This is a genomic window from Enterobacter cloacae complex sp. 677-3DZ2D5B, from assembly GCF_004136695.1.
Taxonomy (GTDB): Bacteria; Pseudomonadota; Gammaproteobacteria; order Enterobacterales; family Enterobacteriaceae; genus Enterobacter; species Enterobacter hormaechei_C.
In genome coordinates this window covers 349,712-376,672 of record NZ_QFLS01000001.1, presented here as the reverse complement: position 1 = coordinate 376,672, position 26,961 = coordinate 349,712, and the positions used below count along the sequence as shown (strand labels likewise).

General features: G+C 56.5%; 21 protein-coding genes. 12 read left to right on the top strand and 9 right to left on the bottom strand.

Translation table 11 applies throughout. The features are described from left to right. Positions 1 to 11: 11 nt before the first annotated feature. Together aat and infA are read left to right on the top strand one after the other, a co-directional pair. Positions 12 to 716 (top strand): leucyl/phenylalanyl-tRNA--protein transferase, encoded by a 705-nt coding sequence (gene aat, locus DD597_RS01875; RefSeq protein ID WP_003858309.1) that lies wholly within the window; start codon positions 12 to 14, stop codon positions 714 to 716. Positions 717 to 1,000: 284 nt separating this feature from the next. Next, positions 1,001 to 1,219, top strand: a complete 219-nt coding sequence (infA, locus tag DD597_RS01870; RefSeq protein WP_002211347.1) for a translation initiation factor IF-1 — start codon at positions 1,001 to 1,003, stop codon at positions 1,217 to 1,219. Between the two features lie 71 nt (positions 1,220 to 1,290). On the opposite strand, the gene DD597_RS01865 is transcribed toward infA, so the two are convergent. The 3 genes from DD597_RS01865 to clpS form a co-directional block, all read right to left on the bottom strand. Continuing rightward, positions 1,291 to 1,740, bottom strand: a complete 450-nt coding sequence (locus DD597_RS01865) for a hypothetical protein (protein ID WP_127675232.1) — start codon at positions 1,738 to 1,740, stop codon at positions 1,291 to 1,293. Positions 1,741 to 2,159: 419 nt separating this feature from the next. After that, positions 2,160 to 4,439, bottom strand: coding sequence for an ATP-dependent Clp protease ATP-binding subunit ClpA (clpA, locus tag DD597_RS01860; protein WP_006809407.1), 2,280 nt, complete (start codon positions 4,437 to 4,439; stop codon positions 2,160 to 2,162). Between the two features lie 27 nt (positions 4,440 to 4,466). Next, positions 4,467 to 4,787, bottom strand: a complete 321-nt coding sequence (clpS, locus tag DD597_RS01855) for an ATP-dependent Clp protease adapter ClpS (RefSeq protein WP_006174393.1) — start codon at positions 4,785 to 4,787, stop codon at positions 4,467 to 4,469. Between the two features lie 267 nt (positions 4,788 to 5,054). Between clpS and cspD the strand changes: the two genes are divergently transcribed. Next, on the top strand, positions 5,055 to 5,276 hold the full coding sequence (cspD, locus tag DD597_RS01850; RefSeq protein ID WP_006809408.1) for a cold shock-like protein CspD: 222 nt from the start codon (positions 5,055 to 5,057) through the stop codon (positions 5,274 to 5,276). A 70-nt stretch (positions 5,277 to 5,346) separates the two neighbouring features. Here the strand turns inward: cspD and macB are convergent, their stop codons facing one another. Further along, positions 5,347 to 7,287 carry a macrolide ABC transporter ATP-binding protein/permease MacB gene (gene macB, locus DD597_RS01845; RefSeq protein WP_129255903.1) on the bottom strand — a complete coding sequence of 647 codons (1,941 nt, stop codon included), beginning with the start codon at positions 7,285 to 7,287 and terminating at the stop codon, positions 5,347 to 5,349. Beyond that, positions 7,284 to 8,399: a macrolide transporter subunit MacA gene (macA, locus tag DD597_RS01840; RefSeq protein WP_017384842.1), complete on the bottom strand. Its 1,116-nt coding sequence runs from the start codon at positions 8,397 to 8,399 to the stop codon at positions 7,284 to 7,286. Before macA ends, macB begins: the two co-directional genes overlap by 4 nt. Before the next feature lie 159 nt (positions 8,400 to 8,558). Here macA and DD597_RS01835 point away from each other — a divergent pair, with 159 nt between their 5' ends. Beyond that, a complete protein-coding gene (locus DD597_RS01835) occupies positions 8,559 to 9,515 on the top strand; it encodes a VirK/YbjX family protein (protein WP_022650714.1) in 957 nt (318 codons plus the stop codon). On the opposite strand, the gene DD597_RS01830 is transcribed toward DD597_RS01835, so the two are convergent. Beyond that, a complete protein-coding gene (locus tag DD597_RS01830; protein ID WP_129255902.1) occupies positions 9,512 to 11,170 on the bottom strand; it encodes an ATP-dependent endonuclease in 1,659 nt (552 codons plus the stop codon). The two genes, DD597_RS01835 and DD597_RS01830, sit on opposite strands and share 4 nt — an antisense overlap. A gap of 291 nt (positions 11,171 to 11,461) precedes the next feature. Here DD597_RS01830 and aqpZ point away from each other — a divergent pair, with 291 nt between their 5' ends. From aqpZ to DD597_RS01790, 8 genes are all read left to right on the top strand, one after another. Then, entirely contained in the window at positions 11,462 to 12,157 is a 696-nt protein-coding gene (gene aqpZ, locus DD597_RS01825; protein ID WP_026080729.1) for an aquaporin Z, read from the top strand. A gap of 180 nt (positions 12,158 to 12,337) precedes the next feature. Next, positions 12,338 to 13,237 carry a lysine exporter LysO family protein gene (locus DD597_RS01820; protein ID WP_022650712.1) on the top strand — a complete coding sequence of 300 codons (900 nt, stop codon included), beginning with the start codon at positions 12,338 to 12,340 and terminating at the stop codon, positions 13,235 to 13,237. 144 nt (positions 13,238 to 13,381) lie between these two features. Next, positions 13,382 to 15,034 (top strand): hydroxylamine reductase, encoded by a 1,653-nt coding sequence (gene hcp / locus DD597_RS01815; protein WP_017384847.1) that lies wholly within the window; start codon positions 13,382 to 13,384, stop codon positions 15,032 to 15,034. Positions 15,035 to 15,044: 10 nt separating this feature from the next. Then, entirely contained in the window at positions 15,045 to 16,013 is a 969-nt protein-coding gene (hcr, locus tag DD597_RS01810; RefSeq protein WP_045347129.1) for an NADH oxidoreductase, read from the top strand. A 239-nt stretch (positions 16,014 to 16,252) separates the two neighbouring features. Beyond that, positions 16,253 to 17,971, top strand: a complete 1,719-nt coding sequence (gene poxB, locus DD597_RS01805; protein WP_017693711.1) for a ubiquinone-dependent pyruvate dehydrogenase — start codon at positions 16,253 to 16,255, stop codon at positions 17,969 to 17,971. 38 nt (positions 17,972 to 18,009) lie between these two features. Then, positions 18,010 to 19,011 carry a low-specificity L-threonine aldolase gene (gene ltaE / locus DD597_RS01800; protein ID WP_126542567.1) on the top strand — a complete coding sequence of 334 codons (1,002 nt, stop codon included), beginning with the start codon at positions 18,010 to 18,012 and terminating at the stop codon, positions 19,009 to 19,011. A gap of 10 nt (positions 19,012 to 19,021) precedes the next feature. Continuing rightward, a complete protein-coding gene (locus DD597_RS01795; protein WP_045332338.1) occupies positions 19,022 to 20,458 on the top strand; it encodes an SDR family oxidoreductase in 1,437 nt (478 codons plus the stop codon). A gap of 92 nt (positions 20,459 to 20,550) precedes the next feature. Further along, positions 20,551 to 21,564 carry an NAD(P)-dependent oxidoreductase gene (locus DD597_RS01790; RefSeq protein WP_032661724.1) on the top strand — a complete coding sequence of 338 codons (1,014 nt, stop codon included), beginning with the start codon at positions 20,551 to 20,553 and terminating at the stop codon, positions 21,562 to 21,564. A gap of 145 nt (positions 21,565 to 21,709) precedes the next feature. Here DD597_RS01790 and DD597_RS01785 read toward each other — a convergent pair whose 3' ends face one another. The 3 genes from DD597_RS01785 to DD597_RS01775 form a co-directional block, all read right to left on the bottom strand. Then, on the bottom strand, positions 21,710 to 23,530 hold the full coding sequence (locus DD597_RS01785; RefSeq protein ID WP_063855800.1) for a chitinase: 1,821 nt from the start codon (positions 23,528 to 23,530) through the stop codon (positions 21,710 to 21,712). Between the two features lie 134 nt (positions 23,531 to 23,664). Then, entirely contained in the window at positions 23,665 to 24,105 is a 441-nt protein-coding gene (iagB, locus tag DD597_RS01780) for a type III secretion system invasion protein IagB (protein ID WP_022650708.1), read from the bottom strand. Positions 24,106 to 24,206: 101 nt separating this feature from the next. Next, positions 24,207 to 26,909: a glycosyl hydrolase family 18 protein gene (locus tag DD597_RS01775; protein ID WP_022650707.1), complete on the bottom strand. Its 2,703-nt coding sequence runs from the start codon at positions 26,907 to 26,909 to the stop codon at positions 24,207 to 24,209. Positions 26,910 to 26,961 lie beyond the last annotated feature (52 nt).

Here is a 26,961-nt window from a genome sequence, read left to right as displayed (position 1 = left end):
GTTCTGTTGTCATGCGCCTGGTGCAGCTTTCTCGCCATAATATTGCGTTCCCTTCACCGGAGGGGGCGCTGCGTGAACCTAACGGCTTGCTGGCTCTGGGCGGCGATCTCAGCCCGGCACGGCTCTTAATGGCTTACCAGCGCGGCATCTTCCCTTGGTTTTCGCCTGGCGACCCGATCTTATGGTGGTCTCCCGACCCGCGAGCCGTGCTGTGGCCTGGGCAGTTTCACCTGAGCCGCAGCATGAAGCGGTTTCATGCAAAATCACCCTTTCGCGTCACGCTCAATCACGCCTTCGGCCAGGTTATCGAAGGCTGCGCTGAAGATCGTCATGAAGGCACCTGGATAACCCGCGATATCATTATCGCCTACCACCAGCTTCATGAGCTGGGCTACGCGCACTCTATTGAAGTATGGAAAGAGGATAACCTCGTCGGCGGAATGTACGGCGTGGCGCAGGGCACGCTGTTCTGCGGTGAGTCGATGTTCTCCCGTGCCACGAATGCGTCAAAAACCGCGCTGCTGGTGTTTAGCGAGGAATTTGCCCGACGTGGCGGACGGCTGATGGATTGTCAGGTGCTGAATGAGCACACCGCCTCGCTCGGCGCCGTTGAAATCTCCCGCCGACACTATATCGAACATATTGAACAATGCCGAAAAGAGACCCTTCCACGCGATTTTTGGGTTCCCAGAGCGCTCTTTATGCCCAATGCCTAAATGTTTTCCGCATATTTTTTATGAGGGTGTTATAATTATGCCGCAGAGTAGCTTCTGCCTGTTGCCCCGCCGCCGTTTGGGACCCTCGCTTCAGATAACGTCCTGACGTTTATCCTGTCGTCTCCCCTTTACGAATGCGCTTTCCGTTCGGTTGTACCGTGACGCTTGGGCAATACGCTGAGACTGTTTTGCTGCGTTTTAAACGCGCAATTCTTTACTTAATTGAGGAATTTCGGCATTATCTTGCCGGTTCAAAACTTGGTAGTGATACCCCAGAGGATTAGATGGCCAAAGAAGACAATATTGAAATGCAGGGTACCGTACTTGATACGTTGCCTAATACCATGTTTCGCGTAGAACTGGAAAACGGTCACGTGGTAACTGCGCACATCTCCGGTAAAATGCGCAAAAACTATATCCGCATTTTGACGGGCGACAAAGTGACTGTTGAACTGACCCCGTACGACCTGAGCAAAGGCCGCATTGTCTTCCGTAGTCGCTAATTGTTTTCGCCTGTAATGGCAGATGAATATTTAAAAGGTCGGGATATTCCCGGCCTTTTTTATTTATGGTCTTAGTGTGGCTGTGTCGGCAGATGTATAGTCATGCTCGGGTTCATAGGTACGATTAAATCTTCAGCTATCGCGTGGGTAATGTCATGCAGCAGTCCCGTCAGGTGCGGCAGCATATCGCGGTCAACATGCGATACCAGCAGCACATGGTTTAACGCCCGGCAGTAGTCGCATTTCGTTTCGGTATCTTCCAGCAACCACTCTTTTTGTCGCGGTTGCTCCGCGTCGTCCTCAAATTCCACCACCTGAAAATCACGCATGGATTCTGCGAGTCCGGTTTTAACTACTTCCAGATAAGCCCCGAGGCAACGGCAAACGGGCTGCGTTTGTGGGAGCGAATGGCAGTCAAGCAGGATTTCGGTGAGCAGGTTGCAGCGTTCGGCAAGGGTTGGCAGATCGGGGTTGAGGGAGAGTTCGCTATATAAATGGGCCAAATTATTTTCTGTATTCATTGGGTAATTCCTTCACACACTTTGAATTTACCACCGCAGGAAACGCCAATTCGCTGGCGGCGGACGAAAAGGAATTGGCGTACCAGTGTGTGTGCTACTGGCGCTTCAAGAGAAGCTTCCGATTCGCCCGCCAGATGCAGAATTATACCCCTTTCCTTAGGGCGAACGAAGCCTTCAGCATACTGCTGCTCACACACTTTCAGGACGCCAATCCCGGCACCTGATTTTGCAGGTGCGCCGCCATTTTATTACTGTGGATTTATCCAGCAACCAACGTAGTACGAAACTGGAAAGCGCTTCGCAAAATTCCTCTGCGGTCTGTTGCCCTCACCCCAACCCTCTCCCACAGGGAGAGGGGGAAAAGCAGGCATAAAAAAACCGGGCATTCGCCCGGTTTTTAACATTAACGTTCAATTCACTCAGTGAGCCGCTTCCGGCTTGTGCTTCGCCGCACTCTGGAAATCGTACGTCAGTTCGTTCTTCGCCTGATCCAGCCCTACCGTGACCTGGCCGCCGTCCACCAGCGAGCCAAACAGCAGCTCGTTCGCCAGCGGCTTCTTCAGGTTGTCCTGAATCACGCGCGCCATCGGACGGGCACCCATCGCACGGTCGTAGCCTTTCTCAGCCAGCCAGTTGCGGGCCTCCTGGCTCACTTCCAGCGACACGCCTTTCTGATCCAGCTGAACCTGCAACTCGACGATGAACTTGTCCACCACCTGATGGATCACCTCGGTAGACAGGTGATCGAACCAGATAATGTTGTCCAGACGGTTACGGAACTCCGGCGTGAAGATCTTCTTGATCTCTTCCATCGCATCGGTGCTGTTATCCTGGTGGATCAGGCCGATGGATTTACGCTCGGTTTCCCGCACGCCCGCGTTGGTGGTCATCACCAACACCACGTTGCGGAAATCGGCCTTGCGCCCGTTGTTATCGGTCAGCGTCCCGTTGTCCATCACCTGCAACAGGATGTTGAACACGTCCGGGTGCGCTTTCTCGATTTCATCGAGCAGCAGGACCGCGTGCGGATGCTTGATCACCGCGTCAGTGAGCAGGCCGCCCTGGTCAAAGCCCACGTATCCCGGAGGCGCACCAATCAAACGGCTGACGGTATGACGCTCCATATACTCGGACATATCAAAGCGCAGCAGCTCAATGCCCAGCGCTTTGGAGAGCTGAACCGTTACCTCGGTTTTACCCACACCGGTCGGACCGGCGAACAGGAAGGAACCAACCGGCTTGTGGTCATGCCCCAGGCCAGCACGAGCCATCTTGATCGCTTCGGTTAAAGCCTCAATGGCTTTATCCTGACCAAAGACCAGCATTTTCAGGCGATTGCCGAGGGTGCGCAGCGTATCACGGTCGCTCTGAGAAACGCTCTTCTCAGGAATACGCGCGATGCGGGCCACCACGGACTCGATATCCGCCACGTTCACGGTTTTCTTACGCTTGCTGGCTGGCATCAGGCGCGCACGCGCACCCGCCTCATCAATCACGTCAATCGCCTTATCTGGCAGATGACGGTCGTTAATGTATTTCACCGCCAGCTCCACCGCCGCACGGACCGCTTTCGCGGTGTAACGCACGTCGTGGTGTGCTTCGTACTTGGTTTTCAGGCCGTTGATGATCTGCACCGTTTCGTCAACCGACGGCTCGGTAACGTCGATTTTCTGGAAACGACGCGCCAGCGCACGATCCTTCTCAAAGATGTTGCTGAACTCCTGGTATGTCGTGGAGCCCATCACGCGGATCTTGCCGCTGGAGAGCAGCGGTTTAATCAGGTTAGCCGCATCCACCTGGCCACCGGAGGCCGCACCTGCGCCGATAATGGTGTGGATCTCATCGATAAACAGGATGCTGTTGGTATCCTGCTCCAGCTGTTTTAACAGCGCTTTGAAGCGTTTTTCAAAATCACCACGGTATTTGGTGCCCGCCAGCAGCGAGCCGATGTCGAGCGAGTAGATGGTGCAGTCGGCAATCACTTCCGGCACGTCGCCCTGCACAATGCGCCAGGCAAGGCCCTCGGCAATCGCGGTTTTACCCACGCCAGATTCCCCCACCAGCAGCGGGTTGTTCTTGCGTCGACGGCACAGCACCTGGATGGCACGCTCCAGCTCTTTGTCGCGGCCAATCAGCGGGTCGATACCGCCAACGCGAGCAAGCTGGTTAAGGTTGGTGGTGAAGTTTTCCATACGATCCTCCCCGCCTGCTTGCTCTTCATTGCTGTTGATCTGTCCGCTGGGATCCGATGCCTGGTTAGGCTCGTCTTTTCGCGTTCCGTGAGAGATGAAGTTGACCACGTCGAGCCGGCTGACTTCGTGTTTGCGCAGCAGGTAGGCCGCCTGGGACTCCTGCTCGCTGAAGATGGCGACCAGGACATTGGCGCCAGTCACTTCGCTACGTCCGGAAGACTGGACGTGGAAAACCGCGCGCTGCAACACGCGCTGGAAGCTGAGCGTCGGCTGCGTGTCGCGCTCTTCTTCACTGGCTGGCAGCACCGGTGTGGTTTGTTCGATGAAGGCTTCGAGTTCCTGACGTAGCGCCACCAGATCCACGGAGCAGGCTTCCAGCGCTTCGCGGGCAGATGGGTTGCTAAGCAGTGCGAGCAGCAGGTGCTCGACGGTCATAAACTCATGTCGGTGCTCACGCGCTCTGGCGAAAGCCATGTTTAAACTGAGTTCCAGTTCTTGATTGAGCATAGGCACCTCCCCCAATTTTATGCCTTATCAGGCCTTTTCCAGCGTACACAGCAACGGATGCTCGTTCTCCCTCGCATAGTCGTTCACCATCGCTACTTTGGTTTCCGCGACTTCGGCAGTGAAGATGCCGCAGATCGCTTTGCCACGATAATGAACGGTAAGCATCAGTTGCGTTGCACGTTCAACATCATAAGAAAAGAACTTTTGTAGCACGTCAATAACAAATTCCATTGGCGTGTAATCATCGTTCATTAACATAACTTTATACATAGATGGCGGTTTTAGCGCGTCGCGCACTTTATCTTCCGCCAGCTGGTCAAAATCCAGCCAATCGTTGGTCTTACCCATTATGCATAACCACTTTGAATCTACCTCAGATGTTAGATAACAATCATCTATTACTGTCATCCGCGATGTCTGTCACAAACTGTTGCAATAGCGTTAACTGCCTCAAATTTTGGTTGATTATTGTCCCAACTCCAGCGCCAAACGCTTGACGGCTTCTTCCGTTTCTCTAAATTGTACAAGCGTGAGTTGGCGAGGTTTTGAACAGCCCCCACTCCACCACCGGTTCATTCCATCTTAATTTATAAGATTTACGAAGGATGTCGAAGCATGGAAATGGGTACTGTTAAGTGGTTCAACAACGCCAAGGGGTTTGGCTTCATTTGCCCCGAAGGCGGCGGCGAGGATATCTTCGCTCACTATTCCACCATTCAGATGGATGGTTACAGGACGCTCAAAGCCGGGCAGTCCGTCCGGTTCGATGTACACCAGGGGCCAAAAGGCAATCACGCCAGTCTTATCGTGCCCGTTGAAGCAGAAACGGTTGCATAGCTCTCTGATTCATTGTGTACACCCCGCAGGCAAAATGCCAGCCCGATCGGCTGGCATTTTTATTTTCGGGCTATTCCCGCGCCAGCGCATCCACCGGATCGAGCCGCGCCGCGTTTCGCGCAGGCAGCCAGCCGAAAAGAATACCGGTGAAGGTGGAACATAAAAACGCCGTCAGGATCGCCATCGGCGAGAAGCCAATTTCCCAGCCCGGTAAGAAGAGCTGGAGCGCGAAGGCGATCATCATCGAAAGCGCAATCCCCATCGCGCCTCCCACCAGACACACCAGCACCGCTTCAATCAAAAACTGCTGGAGCACGTCGCTGGCTCTGGCCCCGACCGCCATGCGGATGCCTATCTCCCGCGTACGTTCGGTCACCGACACCAGCATAATGTTCATCACCCCAATCCCGCCGACGACCAGCGAAATCACCGCCACCAGCGTCAGGAACAGCTGAAGAGTACGTGTGGTCTTTTCCGCCGTTTTCAAGAGGCCGTCCATGTTCCAGGTGAAGAAATCCTTTTTCCCGTGGCGCAGGGTTAACAGCCGCTCAAGCTGCTGTTCCGCCAGCGCGCTGTCGTAGCCCTCCTTCACTCGCACGGTAATGGAGTTAAGCCAGGACTGCCCCATAATGCGCCCGGAAATGGTGCTGTATGGCAGCCAGACGCGCAGGATCTTGCTGCTGCCAAACATGGACTGTTTCTCTTCCGCCACACCAATCACCGTGGCGGGCATGTTACCCACCAGGATCACTTCCCCCACTACACGGGTTTTATTGGGGAAAAGCTGTCTGCGCGAGTTCGCGTCCAGCACCACCACCTGCGCCCTGCCCGCCAGCTGCTCCGCGTTGAAGGTCGCCCCTTCGCTAAAGGTCATGCCGTAGACGTTGAAGTAATCTCCGCTGACGCCGTTAGCACTGGCCGCCACGTCGATGTTGCCGTAGCGCAGACGCAGGTTTTGCGACACGGCAGGCGTGGCGGAGTTCACCCACGGCTGCTTCTGAATAGCCGCCAGATCGTCGTATTTCAGCGCCTGCTGATACTGCGGCTCGTCGTCGCCAAAATCTTTGCCGGGGTAAACGTCGATGGTGTTAGTCCCGATGGCCCGAATATCCGCCAGCACCAGCTGTTTCGCCGCATCGCCCACCACCACAATCGACACCACCGAGGCAATACCGATAATGATGCCGAGCATGGTCAGCAGAGTGCGCATTTTGTTGGCCGCCATCGCCAGCCAGGCCATGGTCAGCGCCTCGCGGAAACCGCTGGAAAACTGGCCCCAGCCGGTGGACGCAGGCAAAGCTTCTTTCGCCGCCGCCGCTCTGGACTGACGCGGCGGCGAGTTGCTGACCAGCTCGCCGTCGTGGATCTCGATAATGCGTTCCGCCTGCGCCGCCACCTGCGGATCGTGGGTGACGATAATCACCGTATGCCCCTGATCGCGCAGTTGATGCAGGATCGCCATCACCTCTTCACCGGAATGGCTGTCGAGCGCACCGGTTGGCTCATCGGCGAGGATCACCTGTCCGCCGTTCATCAGCGCGCGGGCAATACTCACGCGCTGCTGCTGACCGCCGGAAAGCTGCGAAGGCTGATAATCAACACGCTCCGCCAGCCCAAGACGCGTTAACAGCGCCTTCGCGCGTTCAAGGCGTTTTTTGCGCTCGACGCCCGCATACACCGCCGGCACTTCCACATTCTGCGCCGCGCTCAGGTGTGAAAGCAGATGGTAACGCTGAAAGATAAAGCCAAAATGCTCGCGACGCAGCTGCGCCAGCGCGTCGCCGTCCAGGGTGGAAACATCCGTCCCGGCCACGCGATAGGTGCCGCTGGTGGGCTTATCCAGACAGCCAAGAATGTTCATCAGCGTTGATTTACCCGAGCCCGACGCCCCGACAATCGCCACCATTTCACCGGCTTCAACGCGCAGGGAGATGCCCTTCAGCACCTCCACCGGCCCGTCGCCGGACGGATAGCTGCGACGAATGTCATTCAGCTCAAGCAGCGCCGTCATTGCGCGGCTCCGGGCAGGGTTTCGCTGGTGACCACTTCTTCACCCTCTTCCAGCCCTTTTACCACCACCACGTCGGTGTCGTTACGCGCGCCAATCACTACTTCCCGCTCGCGGGTTTCGCCGTTGCGCAGCACTTTCACCTTGTAGCGATTGTCCCCGGCGGATTCGCCCAGCGCGGAGAGCGGAACCGTCAGCACGTTTTTCACGCCGGTCAGCTGGATATGCACCTGGGCGGTCATGTCCAGACGCAGCACGCCCTGCGGGTTTGGCACCTCGAAACGCGCGTAGTAGAAGATGGCGTCGTTGACCTTTTCCGGCGTCGGCAGGATATCTTTCAGCACGCCCTCATAGCGGGTTTGTGGATCGCCCAGCACCGTAAACCAGGCTTTCTGCCCCGGCTTAAGGTGAATGACGTCCGCTTCGGATACCTGGGCTTTCACCAGCATGGTGCTCATATCCGCCAGGGTCAGGATGTTTGGCGCCTGCTGCGCGGCGATGACCGTCTGGCCTTGCAGGGTGGTTATCTGCGTCACTTCCCCGGCCATTGGCGCAACGATTTGCGTGTAATCGAGGTTGGTTTTCGCCGTATCCAGCGAGGCCTGATTCCGTTTGATTTGCGCATCGATGGTGCCAATCTGCGCCTGCTTCACCGCCAGCTCCGTGGCGGCTGTGTCCAGATCCTGTTTCGAGATGGCCTGCGTTTTCGCCAGCGCCTGCTGGCGCGTCAGGGTGACCTGAGCGAGATTACGCTCCGCCTGAGCCTGCGCGCGCTGCGCGCGCAGCTCCATCAGCGTCGCTTCCACTTCGCGGATCTGGTTTTGCGCCTGCTCAGGATCGATCACGCCCAGCAGCTGGCCTTTTTTAACCTTATCGCCAATCTCAACTGACAGGGTTTTAAGCTGACCGCTGACCTGCGCGCCCACGTCAACCTTACGCAGGGCATCCAGTTTCCCCGTCGCCAGCACGTTTTGTTGCAGCTCGCCCGGACGAACAATCAGCGTTTGATACTGTGGTACCGGCGCGTTCAGTACCTTCCATAACCAGAATCCGCCCGCTAACACCACTACCGCCAGCAGCAGAAACAGCTTTCTGCGTTTTCCCTTCAGGTTCATAAGTATTCCAAATAGTTGTTCTGGCTATCATCACCGTTGATTTTATCTAAACCACTCCTCAACGAAACCCCCGATCCCCGTAATCGTCGGGAATTGTTTACCCGATGTTGATAAAGCGCCTGCTGAAATAGCGATATTCCACCAGAAGCAGGATCTAACATGTCTTCCATCGTCGATACACCTTATTCAACGCTGCCCCAGCCTAAATCGGGCTGGCAACTGTTTAAAAGCCTGACATCGGGTTCCCTCACGCCGGGGCTGGCGTGGCAAAATCCGGCCTATCGACGTAAGTTTATGTTGCGCTCGCTGGCAACGCCGTTCACCACTGCGCGCCTGCTCGGAAACCTTGCAAAACAGCCCCGTCTGATGCAGATCCTGCGCGTGCAGCCCGGCCTGCCGTGCCGCCTGCACCGGCCGTGGCTGACCGTAAATATGGGTCGTCAGAATACGCTGGACGCATTGAACGATCACTATCAGATGATGAGCCGCCATCTTCCGGCGTCGCTGCTCAACGGCTACCTCTCCAGCCAGGGCATCACGCTGGTGACGTTAACGGGCAAAGAGGAACAGCAGTTTAGCGTTCGCCTGAGCGCGGATGCGTTTCTGGACAAAGAAGGGGAAGCGACCCTCACTTTTTGCGACCACCAGAACACGGTGCTGGCCGAGCTGACCTTTACGCTGTGCAAATACCAGGGCAAGACAACGCTCTTCATCGGCGGAATGCAGGGGGCGAAAGCGCATGTCCCGCACGAGCACATTCAGCTGGCGACCAAAGCCTGTCACGGACTGTTCCCAAAACGTCTGCTGGTTGAAGCGGTCATGACGCTGGCAGGCGCCTTCCCGGTCGAGCAGATCCTCGCGGTGAGTAACGCCACCCACATCTACCGCAGCTGGCGCTATCGCAAGAAAAAAGAGGGAAAATTGCTGGCTGACTATGACAGCTTCTGGCGCTCCCTTGGCGGACAGCAGCAGGATAACGGCAACTTTGCCCTGCCACTGACCATGCCACGCAAACCGATGGAAGAGATTGCGAGTAAAAAACGGTCCGAATACCGCCGCCGCTATACCCTGCTTGATAGCCTGATCCAACAGGTTTCGCAGGCGACTGACCGCTAATCGGCCCTCCCGCGAGCCAGCCAGAGGACGCGGGAGAACATTTTACGCAGCAGCGTGGGCACCGACTCCACGCCTCGCCTGCCGGCTTCCGTCGCGACTTCAATGGCCAAATCCGGTTTTGACGACCGATGGATAGCTTTGGCAATCACCCGACGCATGTTCATGGGTACATCCACCGGGATCATCGCCACGCGGTGAAAGACGTCGTCAAATCCCTGACGGTACATAAAGTGCTCCATGTCCATCGCAGGCAGCGCGGTCAGATGTTCCCGCTCCTCTTCACGATCGTTATTGAGCAGGCTGCGCACGGTCGCCGCATATTTTTTACCCGCCTCATCGCCATCCACCAGCACGTGCCACTCTATCCCCATCCGGCGCGCAAATTTGATCAGCGGTTTTAAGCCAGACTGAGCAAATTCGATCACTTTGATCCCTTCGGCATCAAAGTGGTGCCCGCACTGGCGAGCCAGCTCGTTTATCACCCAGGTTTCCGTTTCCCCTTCCACCAGCAACCAGCAGCGAGCAAACAGGGAAGAGGCACGGTTAAAACGGATATGAAACGCAATCCGTCGGCCATCTTCGGCATTTAACCCGCCGGGCCCGAGCCGGTAGGCGGTGACCCGCGACGATTCACGCACCAGGCGGCAGACATACTCTACCGGCGTCAGAGAGAGCAGCTCTCCGGAATTCGTGGTGGTGACTCGCTGCAACGGCAGCAGATTAAGAAGATGCCACGCCACGGAAAGCATAATCGGGTGGAGCCGCGTTTCCGGATCTTCCACCAGCAGCAGCGGGCGCGCGTCCCGATCCAGGCGCACCGTCCCTTTCGCCTGTAAAAGCGTGGAGAATAAACCCAGCAGGATCACCCGATGCGTACGCCCGCCGGGGCGGTCGATCATGCGGTTGATAATATCGAGATAGCGCCAGCTTCGTTGTTCATCGTGCGAGCGGCGACGCATCAGACGGTGGCGCGCCTGCCCCGTTCCCTGCTCGGAGAAGTAGTGCTCCAGCAGTTGTACCATGGCAGACAGTCCCTGACGGATCTGGCCGTCGGTGAGGTTCTGCGGCCGTGAGACCAGTTCACGGGCGAGGAAATCCAGTTCGCGGGCGGTTACTTCCACCTCGGGCATATTCGGCACGGTGCCGTTACGGATCCGCCGCATAAAACGCGCGTCGCGTAAGCGCAATACGGGGGAGAGGCGGATAAGATGTCGGGCAAGCTCGTCAATATTATCGAGCGGGATCGGATTCCCCTTCTCATCAAGAAATTCACGCAGGGTTAATACCCCGTCGTTTTGCGCCATTTCGCCCTCAAGGCGATAGAAAATACGCTGGACCCCATCTTCACAGGGAACCCAGCAGGCCGACATAGGGCGAAAACGACGCACGCGATGGCGGCCGGGCTCGGATTCGCGGAAGGTCAGAATGATATGCAGGTGTTTCTCGCGCCCGTTGACATCCCCCGGCGGAAACCAGAAGTCATCATGAACGAAGTGGTACAAGTTCTCTTCGGGCGAAAGCAGCAGCGTCAGGGCATCCAGCAGGCTGGATTTACCCCAGGCGTTTTCGCCTATCAGGACGTTGTTCTGTTCCAGTTGCAGCGACAGGCGGTTAATCCCGCGAAACCCGACAATCTCCACACGTTCGAGTAGCATACATCCCCCGCAATTCGGCCACTTTTTCCTTCAAGTTATCAGCAGTATAGCGGCAGGCTGTGGGTCACGACAGCAGAATATACGCCCCCTTAATTATTGGGCTATGCTCTAATTACCTCCGTTCTGAACAAGGATTGACATCACATTGCCTTAAATCAAATTTAGTGAATTTATTTGAGTGGCGAAGGGATGTTGATGGTTTCAAAATACTGGCTCTTTGAGTCGTCATCCCTTTATGGCGATATAACCCGCGCGCAGGAATGGGCGCGGACGTTTATTATTGAGGTGGTTATGTTCAGAAAATTAGCGGCAGAATGCTTTGGCACATTCTGGCTGGTGTTTGGTGGCTGCGGTAGCGCAGTACTGGCAGCCGCATTTCCGGAATTAGGTATTGGTTTTGTCGGCGTCGCGCTGGCATTCGGTTTAACTGTATTAACCATGGCATTCGCCGTGGGGCATATTTCCGGCGGTCATTTCAACCCGGCCGTCACATTAGGTTTATGGGCGGGCGGACGTTTCCCGGCGAAAGATATTATTGGCTATATTATTGCCCAGGTTATTGGCGGTATTATTGCCGCGGCGGTGCTGTATGTAATTGCCAGCGGAAAAGCCGGGTTTGACGCCGCGGCCAGCGGATTTGCGTCGAACGGCTTCGGCGAACACTCGCCAGGCGGCTACTCAATGCTGTCTGCTATCGTGATTGAAATTGTGCTCACCGCAGGTTTCCTGTTGGTGATCCACGGCGCAACGGACAAATACGCGCCTGCGGGCTTTGCCCCCATCGCTATTGGTCTGGCGCTGACGCTGATCCACCTCATCTCCATCCCGGTGACCAACACCTCCGTTAACCCGGCGCGCAGCACCGCGGTGGCTATTTTCCAGGGCGGCTGGGCGCTTGAACAGCTGTGGCTATTCTGGGTGATGCCAATTATCGGCGGTATTCTGGGCGGCGTGCTGTATCGCACCCTGCTGGAAAAACGCGATTAATGGTTTTCCCCCCTCTCCCTGTGGGAGAGGGCCGGGGTGAGGGCATCAGGCCGCACCACCCCAAATAGACAAGCCGGGTAAGGCGTAGCCGCCACCCGGCTTTTTTTGTAGCTTTACCTCACAGCCTTTATTGGGTAGTGTCTCTGGCGCTTAACTGATACTCAAAAGGACCGGCTGTTCATGTTCTCAGGACTCCTCATCATTCTTCTGCCCCTGATTGCGGGCTACCTTATTCCGCTGCGTCATGAATCGGCCTTAAAGCTTATTAATCGTTTTCTCAGCTGGATTGTTTACGTCATTCTGTTCTTTATGGGGATCAGCCTGGCCTTCCTGGATAATCTGGCGACGAACTTGCTTTCCATCCTGCATTATTCTGCGGTTACGGTAGTGGTTATTCTGCTGTGCAATATTGCCGCGCTGTTCTGGCTGGAACGCACTATTCCCTGGAAAAATCACCATCATCAGGAAAAGCTTCCCTCCCGTATTGCGATGGCGCTGGAATCATTAAAGCTGTGCGGCGTGGTGGTACTCGGTTTTTTACTGGGTCTGACCGGCTGGGCATTTTTACAGCACGCAACGGAAGCCAGCGAATATACGCTTATTTTCCTGCTCTTCCTGATTGGTATTCAGCTGCGAAATAATGGCATGACGCTGAAACAGATTGTCCTTAACCGCCGGGGCATGATGGTTGCCGTTATCGTTGTGGCCAGCTCACTGGCGGGGGGAGTGATTAACGCCTTTATTCTCGATCTGCCGCTGAAAACCAGCCTGGCGATGGCGTCCGGTTTCGGCTGGTATTCGCTCTCAGGTATTCTGCTGACCGAATCGTTTGGTCCGGTGATCGGCAGCGCCGCCTTCTTTAACGATCTGGCGCGCGAGCTGATAGCCATCATGCTGATCCCCGGCCTGGTACGCCGCAGCCGCTCTACTGCGCTGGGCCTGTGCGGGGCCACCTCAATGGACTTTACCCTGCCGGTGTTACAGCGCTCGGGAGGGCTGGAGATGGTTCCTGCCGCCATTGTACACGGCTTTATTCTGAGCCTGCTGGTACCCATTCTGATGGCGTTCTTCTCAGCCTGATACTGCTTTGGCGGTAGTGAACCTGCCGCCAAAATTGCGCTAAATCAATAACCCTCCACTTAGTATAAGAAAGCACTTTTCTCTGCTGTGGCACAGGCATAACCTTAAACATGTATCTCAAATATAACTTTAACAGGTGTGATTATGTTTTGTGTGCAATGTGAACAAACCATCCGTACCCCAGCAGGCAACGGCTGCTCTTACGCGCAGGGTATGTGCGGCAAAACCGCAGAAACGTCCGATCTCCAGGATCTGCTGATTGCGGCGCTGCAAGGCTTGTCCGCCTGGGCCTTCAAAGCCCGTGAATATGGCATTGTCGATCACTATGTCGACAGCTTTGCGCCGCGCGCATTTTTCTCCACGCTGACCAACGTTAACTTCGATTCTCCACGCATTGTGGGCTATGCCCGCGAAGCGATTGCCCTGCGTGAAGCCCTGAAAGCGCAGTGCCTGAATGCCGACGCCAGCGCCCGCGTGGACAACCCGATGGCGGAGCTACAGCTGGTGAGCGACGACCTGGGCGAGCTACAGCGTCAGGCCGCAGAATTCACCCCAAATAAGGACAAAGCGGCAATTGGCGAGAACATCCTCGGCCTGCGCCTGCTGTGCCTGTACGGTCTGAAAGGTGCTGCGGCCTATATGGAGCACGCGCACGTACTCGGCCAGTACGATAACGCTATTTACGCCCAGTACCACAAAATCATGGCATGGCTGGGCACCTGGCCTTCCGACATGAACGCCCTGCTGGAATGCTCGATGGAAATCGGCCAGATGAACTTCAAAGTGATGAGTATTCTGGATGCCGGTGAAACCAGCACCTACGGCCACCCAACGCCAACGCAGGTCAACGTCAAAGCGACCGAAGGCAAATGCATCCTGATCTCCGGTCATGACCTGAAAGATCTCTACAACCTGCTGAAGCAGACCGAAGGCACCGGCGTTAACGTTTATACCCACGGCGAAATGCTGCCCGCGCACGGCTACCCGGAGCTGCGTAAATTTAAGCATCTGATCGGTAACTACGGCAGCGGCTGGCAGAACCAGCAGGTGGAGTTCGCCCGCTTCCCTGGCCCAATTGTTATGACCTCTAACTGCATCATCGACCCGACCGTCGGCGCGTATGACGACCGTATCTGGACCCGCAGCATCGTCGGCTGGCCGGGCGTGAGCCACCTTGAAGGCGACGATTTCGGTCCGGTTATCGCTCAGGCGCAGCAGATGGCAGGCTTCCCGTACAGCGAAATCCCGCACCTCATCACCGTCGGTTTTGGCCGTGAAACCCTGCTGGGTGCGGCGGATTCCCTGATTGACCTCGTCAGCCGTGAAAAACTGCGTCACATCTTCCTGATCGGCGGCTGTGACGGCGCGCGCGGGGAACGTAACTACTTCACCGATTTCGCCACCCGCGTACCGGAAGACTGCCTGATCCTGACCCTGGCCTGCGGTAAGTACCGTTTCAACAAGCTGGACTTCGGCAACATCGAAGGTCTGCCGCGCCTGGTGGATGCGGGTCAGTGTAACGATGCGTATTCAGCCATCATTCTGGCGGTCACGCTGGCAGAGAAACTGGGCTGCGGCGTGAACGACCTGCCGCTGTCGCTGGTGCTCTCCTGGTTCGAGCAGAAAGCGATCGTTATTCTGTTGACCCTGCTCTCTCTCGGCGTGACCAACATCGTCACCGGGCCGACTGCGCCAGGCTTCCTGACGCCGGACCTGCTGGCCATCCTGAACGAGAAATTTGGTCTGCGTTCCGTGACCAACGTTGAAGATGATATGAAGCAACTGCTGAGCGCGTAAGGAGTAACTCATGACCATGCCAACCTCACAATGTCCGTGGCGGATGCAGGTTCATCACATCCATCAGGAGACGCCGGATGTGTGGACGCTGTCGCTGCTGTGCCATGACTACTACCCGTACCGCCCAGGTCAGTATGCGCTGGTTAGCGTGCGTAATTCGGCGGATACCCTGCGCGCCTACACCCTCTCCTCCACGCCGGGCGTGAGCGAATACATTACGCTCACCGTCCGTCGTATTGATGACGGCGCAGGATCCGAGTGGCTGACCCGGGACGTGAAGCGCGGGGATTACATCTGGCTGTCTGACGCGCAGGGCGAGTTTACCTGTGACGACAAGACGGAAGATAAATTCCTGCTGCTGGCGGCAGGCTGTGGCGTGACGCCGATTATGTCGATGCGTCGCTGGCTGGCGAAATACCGTCCTCAGGCCGACGTGCAGGTGATTTTCAGCGTGCGTTCCCCGGAAGATGTGATTTTTGCCGAAGAATGGCGCAACTATCCGGTGACGCTGGTGGCTGAGCACAACGCGACGCACGGTTTTGTCGCGGGGCGCCTGAGCCGCGAGCTGCTGCAAAGCGTGCCGGATATTGCGAACCGCATCGTGATGACCTGCGGCCCGGCGCCTTATATGGAGATCGTGGAGAAAGAAGTGAAAGCGCTCGGCGTGACCCGCTTCTTCAAAGAGCAGTTCTTCACGCCTGTAGCGGCAGCGGCGACCAGCGGGATGAAGTTCACGAAGCTGCAACCGGCGCAGACTTTCTTTGGCCGCGTGGGCACCACGCTGCTTGAAGCGCTTGAAAGTAACAACGTGCCGGTAGCGGCGGCCTGTCGCGCCGGGGTGTGCGGTTGCTGTAAGACCAAAGTGGTTTCCGGTGAGTACACGGTCACCAGCACCATGACGCTGACCGACGCGGAAATTGCCGAGGGCTATGTGCTGGCATGTTCGTGCCATCCGCAGGGCGATCTTGTGCTCGCATAATCTGTCGTGGTTCACCTGTAGGCCCGGTAAGCGTCAGCGCCACCGGGCTTTTTGCCGGGTGGCACTACGTTTACCCGGCCTATGTTGTGCCTACTGCCTGTACGGCAGCCCGTTATTTGTTTGACTTTGCCAGGCGCGTCGCGCAGAAAAACCACCTGTACTTAAAGAGGACTGAGCAGCCAATACAGCGACTTTCTTCTAAGCTTGTAAGCGATATCACATAAAGGAGAAGGACCACCATGAAACAAACCGTGGCTGCATACATAGCGAAAACCCTGGAGCAGGCTGGCGTAAAGCGTATCTGGGGCGTCACCGGCGATTCGCTGAACGGACTCAGCGATAGCCTTAACAAGATGAAAACTATTGAGTGGATGCCCACCCGCCATGAAGAGGTCGCCGCCTTTGCCGCCGGTGCCGAAGCGCAGCTTACGGGTGAACTCGCCGTATGTGCGGGTTCCTGCGGACCAGGAAACCTGCACCTCATCAACGGTCTGTTCGACTGTCACCGCAACCATGTTCCGGTGCTGGCGATTGCGGCTCACATTCCGTCATCTGAAATCGGTAGCGGCTATTTTCAGGAGACGCATCCGCAGGAGCTGTTCCGTGAATGCAGCCACTATTGCGAGCTGGTCTCATCACCGGAGCAGATCCCACAGGTGCTGGCGATAGCCATGCGTAAGGCGATCCTGAATCGCGGGGTTTCGGTGGTTGTGCTGCCGGGGGACGTGGCGCTGAAGGCCGCACCTGAAACCGCCACCACCCACTGGTACTCTGCGCCACAGCCAACCATTACCCCTGCCGAAGAAGAGCTGAAAAAGCTGGCGCAACTGCTGCGATACTCCAGCAATATCGCCCTGATGTGCGGCAGCGGCTGCGCCGGTGCGCATAAAGAGCTGGTGGAATTTGCCGGCAAGCTCAAGGCGCCAGTGGTGCATGCCCTGCGCGGGAAAGAGCACGTTGAATACGATAACCCGTACGATGTCGGCATGACCGGGCTGATCGGTTTTTCCAGCGGCTTCCACACCATGATGAACGCCGACACGCTGATCCTGCTCGGCACTCAGTTCCCGTACCGCGCGTTCTACCCGACGGATGCCAAAATTATCCAGATCGACATTAATCCCGGCAGCATCGGTGCGCACAGCAAGGTGGATATGGCGCTTATCGGCGATATCAAATCCACCCTCGCCGCCCTGCTGCCGCTACTGGAAGAAAAAACGGACCGCAAATTCCTGGATAAAGCCCTGAGCGACTATCGCGATGCGCGTAAGGGGCTGGACGATCTCGCCAAACCGAGCGAAAAAGCGATCCACCCGCAGTATCTGGCGCAGCAGATCAGCCACTTCGCCGACGACGATGCCATCTTCACCTGCGACGTGGGTACGCCCACCGTCTGGGCAGCACGCTACCTGAAAATGAACGGCAAACGACGCCTGCTTGGGTCGTTCAACCATGGCTCAATGGCCAACGCCATGCCGCAGGCGCTGGGCGCAAAAGCGACGGCACCGGAACGTCAGGTGGTGGCGATGTGTGGCGACGGCGGGTTCAGTATGCTGATGGGGGATTTCCTGTCGGTGGCGCAGATGAAGCTTCCGCTGAAAATCGTGGTCTTTAACAACAGCGTGCTGGGCTTCGTGGCGATGGAGATGAAGGCCGGAGGCTACCTCACGGACGGCACCGAGCTGCACGACACCAACTTCGCCCGCATCGCCGAAGCCTGCGGTATCACCGGTATTCGGGTGGAGAAAGCCTCAGAGGTGGACGACGCCCTGCAACGCGCCTTCGCCATCGACGGCCCGGTGCTGGTGGATGTGGTGGTCGCCAAAGAAGAGCTGGCGATCCCGCCTCAAATCAAGCTGGAACAGGCCAAAGGATTTAGCCTCTACATGCTGCGCGCCATCATCAGCGGGCGCGGTGACGAGGTGATCGAACTGGCAAAAACCAACTGGCTCAGGTAAAACATCTGGCATCGCCTTTTTAAATATAAGGACATGCCATGATTGATTTACGCAGTGATACCGTTACCCGTCCGGGCCGCGCCATGCTCGAAGAGATGATGGCCGCCCCGGTCGGGGACGACGTCTACGGCGATGACCCGACGGTCAACGAACTCCAGCGCTATGCGGCCGAGCTGAGCGATAAAGAGGCTGCTCTGTTCCTGCCCACCGGCACGCAGGCTAACCTGGTGGCGCTGCTGAGCCACTGCGAGCGCGGCGAAGAGTATATCGTCGGCCAGGGGGCGCATAACTACCTGTACGAAGCCGGCGGCGCGGCGGTGCTCGGCAGCATCCAGCCGCAGCCGATCGATGCTGCGCCGGACGGTACGCTGCCGCTGGACAAAGTCGCGGCGAAAATCAAAGCCGACGATATTCACTTCGCCCGCACTAAACTGCTGAGCCTCGAAAACACCCATAACGGTAAAGTCTTGCCGCGCGAATACCTGAAAGCGGCATGGGATTTTACCCGCGAGCGCAAGCTCGGCCTCCACGTCGACGGCGCACGTATCTTCAACGCCGTGGTGGAGTACGGCTGCGAGCTGAAAGAGATCACCCAATATTGCGACTCGTTCACCATTTGCCTCTCTAAAGGGCTGGGCACGCCGGTAGGTTCCCTGCTGGTTGGCAGCGCAGACTACATCAGACGCGCCAACCGGTGGCGCAAAATGACCGGCGGCGGGATGCGTCAGGCGGGTATTCTGGCGGCTGCCGGACTGTACGCCCTGAAAAATAACGTGTCACGCCTGAAAGACGATCACGACAATGCGGCGTGGATGGCAGCGCAGCTGCGTGAAATCGGCGCTGATGTCATGCGACACGACACCAACATGCTGTTTGTCCGCGTCGGCGATGAGCATGCTGCCGCGCTGGGCGACTTTATGAAAGCCCGAGGCGTGCTGATCAACGCCTCCCCGGTCGTGCGACTGGTGATGCATCTTGACGTTAACCGCGAGCAGTTGACCGAGGTGGTGAAACACTGGCAGGCGTTTTTACAGCGTTAAGGAGCATACCGTGCCGCAACGTATTCTGGTGCTCGGCGCCAGCGGGTATATCGGTCAGCATCTGACCACTGCGTTAAGCCAGCAGGGGCACCAGGTGCTGGCAGCGGCACGCAACACGGAACGCCTGCAAAAGCTACATTTGCCTGGCGTGACGTGTCACAACGTTGACCTTAACTGGCCGAAAGCGCTTCCTGCGCTGCTGGAAGGGGTCGATACGCTTTACTACCTTGTCCACAGCATGGGCGAAGGCGGCGATTTTATCGCCCACGAGCGTCAGGTGGCGATGAACGTTCGTGATGCGCTGCGGCAAACGCCGGTGAAGCAGGTGATTTTTTTAAGCTCACTCCAGGCGCCTGAGAACGAGCAGTCAGATCATCTGCGCGCCCGACAGCTGACGGCAGAAACGCTGCGAAGCGCCCGTATCCCCGTCACCGAACTCCGGGCAGGGATCATCGTCGGCGCGGGTTCCGCCGCGTTCGAAGTGATGCGCGATATGGTCTACAACCTGCCTGTGCTGACGCCGCCGCGCTGGGTACGCTCGCGCACCACGCCCATTGCGCTGGAGAATTTACTCCACTATCTGGTGGCATTGCTGGATCACCCGGCGGAGCAGCATCGCGTGCTGGAGGCGGCAGGCCCGGAAGTGCTGAGCTATCAGGCGCAGTTCGAACATTTTATGCGGGTGAGCGGCCGCCGCCGCTGGCTGATCCCCATCCCCTTCCCGACCCGCTGGATATCGGTGTGGTTTTTGAATGTGATCACCTCCGTGCCGCCGACGACCGCCAAAGCGCTGATCCAGGGGCTGAAGCACGATCTGCTGGCGGACGATCGCGCGCTGCGCGCCTTAATCCCTCAGGAATTGATCCGCTTTGACGACGCGGTGCGTAATACGCTGAAAGAAGAAGAGAAGCTGGTGAACTCCAGCGACTGGGGCTACGACGCGCAGGCGTTTGCCCGCTGGCGGCCCGAGTACGGCTATTATCCGAAACAGGCGGGCTGTACGGTCAAAACCACGGCCAGCCTGGCAGCGCTGTGGGAAGTTGTGAACCAGATTGGCGGCAAAGAGCGCTATTTCTTCGGCAATATTCTGTGGCAAACGCGCGGCGCGCTGGATCTGCTGGTCGGTCACCGGCTGGCAAAAGGGCGCCCTGCCCATCCCTGGCTGAAGGTGGGCGATACCGTCGACAGCTGGAAGGTGATTATCGTTGAGCCGGAAAAACAGCTGGCGCTGCTGTTTGGCATGAAGGCGCCGGGGCTGGGGCGGCTCTGCTTCACCCTGAAGGACAAGGGCGACCATCGTGAACTGGACGTTCGGGCATGGTGGCATCCGCACGGAATGCCGGGTCTGTTTTACTGGTTGCTGATGATCCCGGCACACCTGTTTATCTTCCGCGGAATGGCGAAACGGATTGCGCTACTGGCAGAAGAAAAGCGGGAAAATAACTAAATAAAACTCTTAATCTTTCACCTTTCCCATTGCAACACATCGTAATTCACGAAAGAATGCGCACGAAATTCTTTTCAACACAGTGGATTGTTATGAAGGTACTGGTTACCGGGGCGACCAGCGGCTTAGGCCGAAATGCGGTCGAGTTTCTGCGCAACAAAGGCATCAGCGTGAGGGCCACCGGTCGCAATGAGGCGATGGGTAAGCTCCTGCAAAAAATGGGCGCTGAATTTGTCCATGCCGATCTGACGGAGCTGGTCTCCTCTCAGGCCAAGGTGATGCTCGCCGGTATCGATACGCTGTGGCACTGCTCCAGTTTTACCTCCCCGTGGGGTACCCAGGAAGCCTTTGATCTCGCCAACGTGCGCGCCACGCGCCGTCTGGGTGAATGGGCCGTCGCCTGGGGCGTGCGTAACTTTATTCATATTTCCTCTCCATCGCTCTATTTCGACTATCACCACCATCGTGATATTCAGGAAAATTTCCGCCCGGCGCGCTTTGCCTGTGAGTTTGCCCGCAGTAAAGCGGCGGGCGAAGAGGTGATCGACCTGCTAGCCCAGTCAAACCCGCACACCCGCTTTACCGTGCTGCGTCCGCAGAGCCTGTTTGGGCCGCACGACAAAGTCTTTATCCCGCGACTGGCCCAGATGATGCATCACTACGGCAGCGTGCTGTTACCGCGCGGCGGCGATGCGCTGGTGGACATGACCTATTACGAAAATGCCGTTCACGCCATGTGGCTGGCGAGCCAGCCGGAGTGCGATAAGCTGGTGTCGGGGCGCGCGTATAACATCACCAACGGCGAACCCTGTACCCTGCGCAGCATTGTGCAAAGGCTAATTGACGAATTAAAAATCGACTGCCGGATCCGTTCCGTTCCCTACCCAATGCTGGACATGATTGCCCGCAGCATGGAGCGTTTTGGCAGCAAATCGGCGAAAGAGCCTGCGCTGACGCATTACGGTGTGTCGAAGCTCAACTTTGATTTTACGCTGGATATTTCTCGGGCGGAGAACGAGCTGGGATATAAACCGATTGTCTCGCTGGATGAAGGGATAGTGCGTACGGCGGCATGGTTACGGGATCACGGGAAGTTGCACCGGTAAGCGTTCCAGCCTCATGTAGGCCGGGTAAGCGCAGCGCCACCCGGCAAAAAACAGAGAGTGCGGACTGATGCCCTCACCCCGGCCCTCTCCCACAGGGAGAGGGTGCAGACACTAAAACGGCAACCCTGGGGGTTGCCGTTTGCTTTTACAGAGCCGTCCAGGCTTCAGCCCATGCCAGACCTGCGCCTGGTTCATAGTACGTTGGAGAGTTGTTACACCAGCCGCTGTACGGGAACGGTTTGCACTGGAACAGTTTACCGTGGTTGTTCACGATATCACCGGCGTTGTACTTGCTGTTCGCGCTCCATGCCGGGTAAGACGTATCTTCTCCGGATGGCGTTGCCGCTTTCGCTTTCACGTTCAGCAGGTAAGACGTGGTGCTGCTCAGCTCGCCATCGCTGACGGTCAGGCTCACTTCATACTGCTGCGCCGTCGCAGACTCTGGCGCTGTGAAGGTCACAACCGCTTTGTCCTGACCGGTAACAGTCTGACCATCCTGGGAACGCCAGGTATACGTCAGTTTGTTGCCATCAGGATCGGTAGAGCCTTCCGCACTCAGAGAAACCTGCGCACCTGCTTCCACTGCACCGATCGGACCGGCAATCTGCGCAACCGGCGCGTGGTTCACCACAACAGGTTCGACCGGGGTTTCATCCGGCGTTGGTGTTGGCGCTGGCGTTTCATCGCCAGATGGCGTCGGTGTTGGCGTGACCGGGGTTTCGTCCGGGGTAACGGAAGAACCATCATCGTTAACGATTTTCACGTTAAAGAACTTCTGCACGCACTTGCTGTAGTCACCTTCTTTAAAGGCGCTGAACGGAGTCTGGTAGCCCACCAGCTGGCAAGAGTAGGTTTTGCCGTCCGGGGTATCCGCGCTCCATCCCCAGTCCTGTTCCCAGTAAATCTTCAGGGCGCCTGCGCCACCTTCGTCGAACTGCTTCATGTTGGCGCAACCCAACACTTCGTTCGCCGGAACAGGCACTTTCAGGTAGTTTGCAAACTCTTTGTAGTATTTGATACGGTTCTGAGACTGCGCAATTTCAGTCGGGCCGCCGCACTCAACGCCGCCGTTGATGATCTGGGTGGTCACACCAAAGCCCGGAACCAGACCGTTGGCTTTATCGTGGTCGTTCGGCTGCCATGTACCGTCGATCACCTGCAACATGCTTGGTTTTGGCGGCTGCGGATAGGCGAAGAAGAAGATCGCACTCGCCAGGTTCAGCCAGGTGTCCGCCACCAGCTCAGGTTTGTCGAGCAGCGTACGCACGTCGCCGTACATCGCTTCAGAGAATGGACCGTAGTTGTAGTTGTAAGACAACTGTTTCGCACCGCGTCCGAAATAGCTCAGGAAATCGCCGTCTTTATCTTTACCGCAAGGCCAGGTCTGTCCTTGCCAGACGTCCGGGTTACATTCGCCGTTATAACCGCCCTTCTGCCCTTCGCTCCAGCCCATTTCACGTACGTGGACCAGCGCCTGACGCCATTCGGCTTCCGGACGCCAGCTTTCGTGGCCGCCAGTTTCCTGGGCAAAGTGGGCAAACATGGTGGCCAGCTCTTTGCGACAGATGGCGTCGCTGTCACGACCGTCATTATAGGTTTTACACAGCGCCGGGAATTTACCCACGGCTTTCAGGAAGTTGCTGTAGGTATAGGCCTGGGCGCGCAGCGGGAAGAGATATTCCCAGTCGCTGGCTTTCACAATCCCTTCAACGCGTTTAACGTTGTCCGGGTTCGCCGCCCGGCCTGGCTCAATCAGTTCGACCTGCGCGTTATCCAGCGTCTGGATGGTCTCTTTAACCGAAGCCATCAGCGGGAAGTCCGTCAGTTCCTTCTCTTTCTTCGCCAGATCGCTGGCTTTGATGGTGTACGGCTCACTGCTGGTCTCCTTCAGATTCGCAGCCTGGGCCATGAATGGCGCCACGCAGGCTCCCGCAATGAGTATACTCAGTAACGTCCTTTTGTTCATTTCAGTTTTCCTGTTCGTTTCAAATTAAATGTTAATATCCCGGCTTAGGTATTACTCCGTTAATACATAAACCACATTCAGCTGTTTTCACTTTTCGAAGAACACCTTCAGGAATTCTTCAAAAATAAAAAACGTTAATAACGTGCTGCTAATTTCAGTTGCTGATATTTGGCCCAGACCTTATGGGCATATTTCATCCTCTGCGGATAATTTTCTTTTTTCAGTCCGGCGTTATACGCGCCAACGGCTTCCCAGTTATAGCCATACACCCTGATCATCCCGGAAAGGATAGAAGCCCCGACCATGATCGAAGTACACGGCTCCGTGATTAATCGATATTCGTCGATGCCTCTGCTTTCCAGCGCGGTAAAATGCGAACTGTTGATTTGCATCAGCCCGACATCCCGCGTGCCATCACGGTTTTGCCCAACCGCATACGGATTCATACCGGATTCCACATTCGCTATCGCGTACAGTAAATAAGGATCGACATGATAATAATGCGCCGCTTTATCCCAACAATTTGCCAGTGCGCTTTGGCTTATTATCAATAACAACAAAATTAACTTTTTCATTTTTACCTGCTGACAGTTTCGGTTATTTCTCCTTACCAACATCCTGTAAAATGAATTTTGAATCACTCCCCCTCTAAAGGGGGAGTGATTAATGGGTTAGATTATTTGCAATCTGTTGATGCGCCTTCTTTTACCCATACGTCGCTGTTGGCTGGGTTATCACCACGGGTCCACCATTTCGCACGGTAAACGTTACCTTCATAGGTGGTAGTGTCGCCGCCGTTGTAGACCAGGTCAGAACGCCAGTTCATCTTCACGTTGCTCACCAGCTCCCATGCATCCACACCGAAGCCAGGCTGATTGCCCTGAGTCCAGTACTTCGCTTTCCACACCAGATGGTCGAAGCTTACGGTATCGCCACCGTTGTAGATTTTGCTGGATTCCCACGCCGCGTATTTGCTGGCGTTAGCATCCACAGGTGCATCGCAGCTTCCTTTGTCAGACGGAGGAGTCACATCATCAGCCGGAGGGGTAACGTCATCCACCGGGTTAGTGTCTTCGTCAGCAGGTACCGGTGCAGGCGCCGCTTTCGGATTCACGGTAACCTGGACGTTAGACTGCACGCTGGTCTTACCGTCGCTCACTACCACGCTCAGGGTGTAGGTAGACGTCGAGCTCACTTCCGGCGCCGTGATATTCACGTTCGCGGAGTCAGTTCCGGTGGCGTGCATATCTGCTGGTACGCTCCAGGCGTAGGTCAGCGCATCACCGTCTGGGTCCGCAGCCTGGGCATGCAGCGCATAGGTTTCACCAGATTCAAGCGTGATCGCTTCCATTGGGTTTAAAACCGGTGCCTGGTTAGCTTTCGGCGCCTTGTTCACCACCTGGACATCAATCGCGTTGCTCAGGCCTTTTGCATCGGTCACCGTCAGGCGGAACGTCATGGTCTGGTCGGTGGTCGCTGCCGCAACATTGAAGGTCGCTTTCGCTTTGGTGCTGTTGTTGATGGTGACAGACGGACCAGAGACCTGAGTCCATTTGTAGGTAATCGCATCGCCATCAGGATCGCTGGAAGCAGAGCCATCGAGCGTGACGGTTGCCGGGCCAGACACGTTCTGATCGGCAGAGGACGCGATTGGCGCGTGGTTGGTGACCACCGGATCAACCGGAGTCGAGTCGCCGCCCAGCAGGCTTTCGTTCATCGCATTCAGAATGTCGCCGGTATCAGAGTCGATAGACCACGCGAACAGACCGCCCAGTTTATTGGCCAGAACATACTTGCCTTTCGCCGTGGTTGAACGCGCATCTTCATACGAGATCAGGTCGCCGGTGGATTTGTTGAAGACGTAAGGGGCTTCAGCGGTCGTGTCGTAGCCGTATTCCCAGCCCGGTTTGCCTTTGTATTCGTTCACGATCTGACGGTAGTCAACCACGCCCGGTTCCCAGGTGCCTTTCACCATGCCGGTTGCCGTACCGGTGAATGGATTGTCACCGGTGTAGCCATGCACGCCGGTCCAGCCGCGGCCATACATGCCCGCACCCACCACGATCTTGCCTGGCTGTACACCCTGCGCAAGCAGCGCGTTAACGCCGTTTTCAGTGGTGTAATCAGTGTCCGGACGCCATGCTGGCGCACGCAGCGCAGCCTGGTGGCCGAGAACGGTGTTGCTCCAGCCGCCGTAGAAGTCGTAGCTCATCAGGAAGATGTGGTCGAGATACTGCTGAGCCGTGGTGTAATCCACGTCTTCGATCTTATCGCGACCTGCACCGATGGCGCTGGTCAGTTCATAGGTACGGCCCGTCTGTGCAGACAGCTCGTTCAGCATGGTGCGCAGGTCGTGCATCAGTGCGGTATAGGTTGCTTTATCCTGCTGCGGGTTACCCAGGTTTTCGGTTACACCGCCACCGCCCGGGAATTCCCAGTCGATATCCACGCCGTCAAAGAATTTCCACGTCTGGAGGAAATCTTTCACAGAAGAGACAAAGCGTGCTCGGATAGCCGGGTCGCCCATGTGGAAGAACGGATCGGAAAGCGTCCAGCCGCCGATAGATGGCAGCACTTTCAGGCCTGGATGCGCTTTTTTCAGCGCCATCAGCTGGCCAAAGTTACCTTTGTACGGATCATCCCAGTTGGAGACGCCAGCCTGTGGTTTTTGCAGCGCAGCCCATGGGTCGTGGATCGCCACGGTAAAGTCAGGACGGCCCTTACAGTCGTTCTGAAGCACGCGGAAGCTGTTACCACCTTCAATGGTTTTCAGGCCGTCGTTGATGCCGTCACCGCCACAGATTGGAATGAAGCCGTACAGAATGTGGTTGAGGTTTGCCGCAGGGATCTTATCAACCGGGAAGTTACGGTCGTAAACGCCCCATTCCGGGAAGTAGGCCGCAACCACTTTATCGGTATGCTTCGCGAACGCTTTGTTGTTCTCCTGGAGAGACGTATTCAGCGGCAGCAGGTGGCTACCGTCGGTGTCAGCCACAATAATCAGCTTACTGGCGCTTTTCGCACAGCCGCTGGCATTACAGACTTCAACCTGTTCCTGATAACGCCCGCCTTTTTTCACTTTAAACGTTGCAGAGCCCGTCGCACCGGCTGCGCCGGTCCATACGGTCTGTCCGTCCAGCAGAACTTTCGCAGAAGTTGGCGCATCACCACTCCAGACGTTCCACTCAACTTTTACATCCACGCCATCGTTATGCACTTTGACAAGATTGTTATAATCCTGTGCAGCCTGATCCACTTCCACCAGGGCAAATTTGTCATTGCCATAGCCGATCGTCGGTGCACCTGGCGCTGCTGCAAATGCGGAGCTGGTTGCCGCCGCAATAAAGAGCGCCAGATATTTTGGCTTCATAAATTTCATTTTTATTTCCTGATAAATTTATTTATAACGTAGTAACCCATGTCTTCCGTGA